Here is a 6526-nt window from a genome sequence, read left to right as displayed (position 1 = left end):
TAAAGTTAATATTGATCAGGGGGAAATAATAACTGCCGGTCAGACCGTTATTCATCTGGTTAATACTAAAGAACTTTATGCAGAAATTGATGTTACAGCCTCAACTGCCTCTGCAGTTAAAAAAGGTGAAGTTGTAGAAGTAAAAGCTGAGACAATGCAGCATTATATAAAAGGCGAAATTACCAACATATCACCCGCAGCTAACCTTTCCAGCCGTACCTATTTAGTTAAAGCAAAAATTCCTAATCCTGATCATAAATTAAGAGCAGGTATGTTTGCAGATGTTAGTTTAGCAAAAGGTAAAGCAGGCCAAGCAGTTGTTGTCCCAATCGAAAGTATTATTGATTTAAATAGTGATCAACCATATATCTTTGTTATTGAGTCTGGTAAAGCTCTAAGAAAAGATATTCAGATCGGAATTGCAACTGACAGTAAAGTTGAAATTTTAGCTGGCTTAACTGCTGGAGAAGAGGTAGTTATAAGGGGTCAAAGCAACCTAGAGGATGGACAGTCAGTTGAGGTGAGAAATCGATGAAAATATCAGATTTTTCGATAAAGAGATCAGTAACAACTGCAATGATTATCTTGATGGTACTTTTAATAGGATCAGTTGCCCTCTCAAGATTGAGTCTTGATCTTTTTCCAGATATAACTTTTCCAGGAGCAGCTATAATTACAAATTATGAAGGTGTTGGCTCAGAAGAAATCGAAAATTTAATTTCTAAGCAAATTGAAAGTTCAGTTGCCACTGTAGAAGGTGTTAAAGGTGTTAATTCAACTTCTTCGCGTGGAACTTCGACAGTAGTAGTTGAATTTAACTGGGGCCGAGATATGGATTTTGCGGTTCAGGATTTAAGAGAACAGGTAGATTTAATTAGTAGTTCTGTTTTACCAGAAGATGCCGATAGTCCAATGATTTTTAAATTTGATCCTTCAATGATGCCGATTATGAATTATGGTGTTTCAGCAGCTGGGCTAAAAATTGATGAGTTAAAAGATGAAGTGGATGATGATTTGATTCCTCGTCTGGAAAGAATTTCAGGGGTGGCCCAGGTCAATATGCAAGGGGGGTTGACCCGAGAAATAGTTGTCTCTTTAAAAAGAGATAGATTAAGTCATTATAATCTTGACTTTGAAACAATTATAAATCTTATTCGGGGTGAAAATATAAATGTTTCAGCTGGAGATGTTAAACAGGGAGATAAAGAATTTTTAGTTAGAACTGTAGGAAAATTTTCTAATTTAGATGAAATAAGAAATATAAATATTCCAGTTGGAGATGGACAAATCAAATTATCAGATGTAGCAGAAATTAAAGATGATTTTGCAGATTTATCTACTTTATCTAGAACTAATGGTGAGCGGAGTCTTTCACTTTCAATTCAAAAACAGACTGATTCCAATACAGTTGAGGTTGCTCAGCTTGTCCGCCAAGAAATAGATAAAATTAAAGCAGAATATCCAAATTATAGCTTTTCTTTAGCAATGGATCAATCTGATTTTATAGAAGAATCAATTGCCAGTGTAAGTCAGAATGCAGTAGTTGGTGGTTTATTAGCTGTTATTATTCTCTTTTTATTTTTAAGGAATATTAGAAGTACAATAATTATTGCAACTGCAATGCCGATTTCTATTATTGGTACTTTTATTTTAATGTATTTTGCTGATGTTAACTTAAATGTTATTTCTTTAGGGGGACTGGCCCTTGGAGTCGGAATGCTGGTGGATAATGCAGTAGTTGTATTAGAAAATATTTATCGATACCGAAGTCTAGGTGAAGGTAAAATTGAAGCTGCTCGTGAGGGATCGACTGAAGTTGGAATGGCGATTGTAGCTTCTACAATTACAACTGTGGTTGTTTTCTTACCAATCGTTTTTGTAGAAGGGATGGCTGGGCAATTATTTAAAGATTTAGCTTTAACAGTAGCTTTTTCCTTAATTGCTTCTTTAGTGGTTGCTTTAACTTTAATCCCAATGTTGGCTTCTAAAATTCTGAAGGTCTCACAGGAAGAGCTTGATCGCAGTAAAAAAGACGGGAAAATAAAGAGTTTATATAAAAGAGCATTAACTAAATCACTTAAACATCGGTGGGTTTTTGTTGTTTTAATAATTGTTTTATTAGTTTCTAGTTTAGCTTTAGTTCCTCAAATAGGATTTGAATTTATGCCGAGTACTGATCAGGGAGCATTTTCAGTAAGTTATGAATTACCTGTTGGAACTTCCCTGGACCGTTCAAATGAAGTCTCTGCTGAAATTGAATCTGTATTGATGGAATTTGATGAAGTTGAAACAATAATTGCTACTGTTGGTTCTGGTGGTGGAATGTCTTCTTCTACTAGCAGTCATCTGGGAAATGCAAGTGTCCAATTAGTTGATCAAGACCAACGAGATAGATCAACTACTGAAATTATGGAAGCAGTAAGATCTACAATTAAAATACCAGATTTAGATCTTTCAGTAGAAGAACAGCAGGGTCCTGGTGGAGGAGGGTCACCTGTTAATGTGAAATTACGAGGACCAGATTTAGATATTTTAGAACAGCAGAGCACAAAAGCTGTTGCTGCTATTGAAGATATTGAAGGATTGAGAGAAATTGAAGATAGTTTTGCTGAAGGACAGCCTGAATATCAAATTAATGTTAATCGTTCTATAGCAAGCCGTTTTGGCTTGAATGTAAGTCAGATTGCAAATACAGTTAGATCTGCTATTGATGGTACAACTGCTACTCAGTATGAAATTGCAGGTGATGAGTATGATATTCGAGTTCGTCTAGAAGAAGATCAAATCGAAAAAATGTCTCAAGTATCTGAGCTTAATATCCAAACATCTACAGGAGAGATGATCCCTCTCAGCCGATTAGCTGATTTAAAAATAACTGAAGGTCCTGTAGAAATACTGCGTAAAGATCAAGAGCGTTATTCGGAAATAACTGCTGATATCCATGGTGTAGATCTGGGGACGGTAATGGCGCAAATTCAATCTCGTTTAGCTAAAATTGAATTACCAGATGGTTATAAATTTAGCTATGAAGGTGAATTTGAAGATATGCAGGAATCATTTAGCAGTCTTGCGATGGCTTTTGGGTTAGCTATAATTTTAATTTATATGGTTATGGCTTCTCAATTTGAGTCACTTGTTCATCCCTTTACTATTATGTTTACTATTCCTTTAGCATTGATTGGAGTTGTTTTTGGAATGTATATTACTAATAGTATAGTTTCAGTACCTTCAATTTTAGGCTTAATAACTCTAGCGGGGATAGTTGTAAACAGTGCTATAGTTATGGTTGATTATATTAATCAGCTGCGGCGTAAGGGTACAGAAAAAATTGAGGCTATAATTACAGCTGGAACAGTTAGATTAAGGCCAATTATGATGACAGCTTTAACAACTATTTTGGGTCTTTTACCGATAGCAATGGGCATTGGTGAAGGTTCAGAATCAACTCAGCCGATGGGAATTGTAATTGTAAGTGGCTTAACCTTTGCTACTTTTTTAACTCTTTTTGTAATTCCGATTTTTTATTCTTTAGTGACGGATTTGCGAACAATTGTAGTTGCAAAAGTAAAAGGGATTACAAAAGAAGAGGCATCTAAACTAATTTAATTAATAAAAATCCGGGGAGTTTTGTAGACTTCCCGGATTAAAAAAATTGACAAACTAAGGGTTTTCTTTTTAGCTATTTTTTTCACCAATAGAAACGGATAAGAACTATATTTTAAAAGGTTGTGAGGACATGAAAAAGAATAAGTATGATTTTTCAATTGTAGTACCAGTTTATAATGAACTTAAAAATTTATCTCCTTTAACGGAGAGCATTATTGAAGAATTAGGAAGTGAAAATTTAGATTATCAGATCATTTATGTTGATGATGGCAGTCAGGATGGAAGCAGCAAAAAAATAGATGAGCTTGCATCAGAAATAGAAATACTTTCGGCAGTACATTTTAAGGAGAATAATGGTCAGACTGCGGCTTTTTTAGCAGGGTTTAGAGAAGCTGAAGGTGAATATATAATTACTTTAGATGCAGATCTTCAGGTTAGACCGGAGGATATATTTAAAATGCTTCCCTATCTTAAAGAATATGATATGGTAGTCGGGAAAAGAGTTAATCGTAATGATGGAATTGTTAAAAAGATATCTTCATTAATTGCTAATGGGGTTAGGAATTTTATTACTGGTGAAGAAATTACTGATACAGGTTGTCCTCTAAAGATATTCAAAAATGAAATACATAAAGAGTTTTATCCTTTTAAGGGAATGCACAGGTTTTATCCTACCCTGGCGCGAATGAATAAATACAGGGTTAAGGAAGTTGCAGTTAATCATTATCCTCGCAAATATGGGGAATCAAAATATGGAGTAAATAATAGGATGTGGCGTGGTTTGCTGGATACTCTTGTTATGAGATGGATGAAGAAGAGAATTATAAACTATACAATAAAGAGGGATTAATTTATGATTAGAAATTTTATAAATTTAAACTCCCGGGAAATAAATAATTAGCTTTTAAATAAGATTTCCAGGGAGCTCTTTAGTGAATAATTATTTTCTAATTTTAGGAATAATATTTACTTTTTTTCAGATAAAAGTTCTCCACCAACACCAATATTTTCTAGATCGTTTTCTTTTATCATTACAACAAATGCTTCTTTAGGAATATTTGTGACCTTACTGGCAGTATCGGTGAAATTTTTAATAAGTTCTTTTTTCTGCTCTTTGCTGAGTTCAGGTCCGTCAAAAACAATATGTGGCATAAATGATTCCTCCTTTTTAGATTATTGATTTGCGACTTTAGACGAAAATCTTCTCTACACTAATATTATATTTTATTTTAGTTTAAAAGTAAAATCTGAATCTGAGATATTATCTGTTTAAAAAGCTAGAAATAACAGGTATTATATAGTATAATGCAGATAATGAAGGATAATTCAAATTATCCTTACTTAGTTTTTCATCGAGGGTGAGATAATGAAAAAAATATTTTTGTTTATTTGGATAGTAATAATTGTTTTTTCTACATCTGTTTATGCAGAGCAGGCAAATGAGCTTGAGGTGACAGAAATTGAATTGGGAGGAGAAAGTTATTTAGTAGAAAATTATGATGATTTTACTGCTAATTATAATAATTTGAGGCGCCCTGTTGTTGGTTTGGCTCTTTCAGGTGGAGGGGCCAGAGCAATGGTTAACTTTGGTGTAATCAAAGCTTATTTTATGACAGGGACCAGCATGGGAGCAATAGTCAGTGTGATGTATGGAAGTGGTTTAAATACTGAGCAGATGCTTGATGTAGTTACAACTACTTCATTTGGTCGGCTTGTTGAACCAGGTATCGGTGGTAGTGGTTCTTTAATTGATACTAAAAAGCTAAATCTTTTTTTAGAAGAGATTGCACCTAATAAAAGGTTAGAAAATTTTCAGACTCCCGCAGCCCTTTTGAGTTTTGAACTTGGGGAAGGAAAAAAATATATTACCACTAGTGGTAGAATATCAGAAGTTATCCAGAGTTCTTATTCAATTCCAATTTATTTTCCAATTGAAACTCGTAATGACAGATATTTTATGGATGCAGGAATTTTGGAAGCAACTCCCGCTAAGGCTGCCGCAGTTTTGGGAGCAGATTTTGTAATTGCTACTACTTCTTTTCCAAAGGAAAATCACGAAACATTTAATAGTGCTTCAGCTTCTATTAATAGATTTTTAAATATCATACAGGATAATTATTCTCAACAGATAATAAAAAATTATGCTGATTTTGTTATTGATATTGATGTAGATGATTACACCTTTATGGATTTTAATCAGGCTCCTAAATTAGTAAAACATGGTTATCAAAGCACAAAAAAAATAATACCTTCTTTAAAACAAGAATTAGAAAAAAGAGAAATTGAATTTTATAAATATGAAGAAAAAGAAAAAGTAAATATTCAGGATATTTTAAATGATCTTGAAAATAATCGCTTTATTGTCGATGGTAGTGATAGATCACTATTTTTGAATTATGGACATGATCAATCTTATTTTGATCAGGAACTGATAGTTCCTTTTGAAGATAATTTTCAGACAGGAATAGAATTAAAAAAAGATAATTTATCTTTTGATATAAAGGGTGATGATTTTTTTAATGAAGGATATGAAGCTCGCCTTGAGTTGAAAAAACTGACCAAAAGGACCGATCTTTTCTTAGCTTATGCAAATGATTATCAGTCTGAGACCAAAGATGACTATCGTTTTGAAATTAAATATTTTGCTGATTATTTTCAGAGTTCTCTGGGCTATGGACAGCAAAGAAATGAAGAATATTATTTACTGAGCAGCAGCTTTGGTAAAACAGGTAATTTATTTGATTTTGAGACAGAAAATGATTTTATCTATAATATCGATAGGTCAGAGGCAAAAGTGTTATCATCTAATATTATCCATTTAGATCTTGGCTCCAAATGGAATTTAGAAAGCAGTATAGTTTATAATAATACTAATTTATTAGATTCTCCAATAATTTATAGAGGGCAGTCTTTATCTGAG

General features: G+C 33.1%; 5 protein-coding genes. 4 read left to right on the top strand and 1 reads right to left on the bottom strand.

Going from position 1 to position 6526, the window contains the following annotated elements; genetic code table 11:
• The 3 genes from CI949_RS16310 to CI949_RS16300 all read left to right on the top strand — a co-directional run.
• Nucleotides 1-535 (top strand): efflux RND transporter periplasmic adaptor subunit (locus CI949_RS16310; protein ID WP_290768227.1); only part of this gene is annotated, 535 nt, incomplete at its 5' end.
• The gene (locus tag CI949_RS16305; protein ID WP_290768225.1) at nucleotides 532-3606 is read left to right on the top strand and encodes an efflux RND transporter permease subunit; all 3075 of its coding nucleotides are present in this window, start codon (nucleotides 532-534) and stop codon (nucleotides 3604-3606) included. The genes CI949_RS16310 and CI949_RS16305, both read left to right, overlap by 4 nt.
• Before the next feature lie 130 nt (nucleotides 3607-3736).
• A complete protein-coding gene (locus tag CI949_RS16300; protein ID WP_073159917.1) occupies nucleotides 3737-4456 on the top strand; it encodes a glycosyltransferase family 2 protein in 720 nt (239 codons plus the stop codon).
• Between the two features lie 116 nt (nucleotides 4457-4572).
• Here CI949_RS16300 and dmpI read toward each other — a convergent pair whose 3' ends face one another.
• Nucleotides 4573-4758 carry a 4-oxalocrotonate tautomerase DmpI gene (dmpI, locus tag CI949_RS16295; RefSeq protein WP_073159919.1) on the bottom strand — a complete coding sequence of 62 codons (186 nt, stop codon included), beginning with the start codon at nucleotides 4756-4758 and terminating at the stop codon, nucleotides 4573-4575.
• 214 nt (nucleotides 4759-4972) lie between these two features.
• Between dmpI and CI949_RS16290 the strand changes: the two genes are divergently transcribed.
• A partial coding sequence (locus CI949_RS16290) for a patatin-like phospholipase family protein (RefSeq protein ID WP_290768218.1) occupies nucleotides 4973-6526 on the top strand: 1554 nt, incomplete at its 3' end.

This window comes from Halanaerobium sp., assembly GCF_003070835.1.
Note: the sequence above shows the minus strand (reverse complement) of the source record. Positions and strands in the feature narration are given on the sequence as shown.

Excerpts from the sequence above, each read along its gene's own strand:
- CI949_RS16305 (WP_290768225.1), top strand. The coding sequence starts at position 532 with ATGAAAATATCAGATTTTTCGATAAAGAGATCAGTAACAACTGCAATG.
- CI949_RS16300 (WP_073159917.1), top strand. The coding sequence starts at position 3,737 with ATGAAAAAGAATAAGTATGATTTTTCAATTGTAGTACCAGTTTATAAT.
- dmpI (WP_073159919.1), bottom strand. The coding sequence starts at position 4,758 with ATGCCACATATTGTTTTTGACGGACCTGAACTCAGCAAAGAGCAGAAA.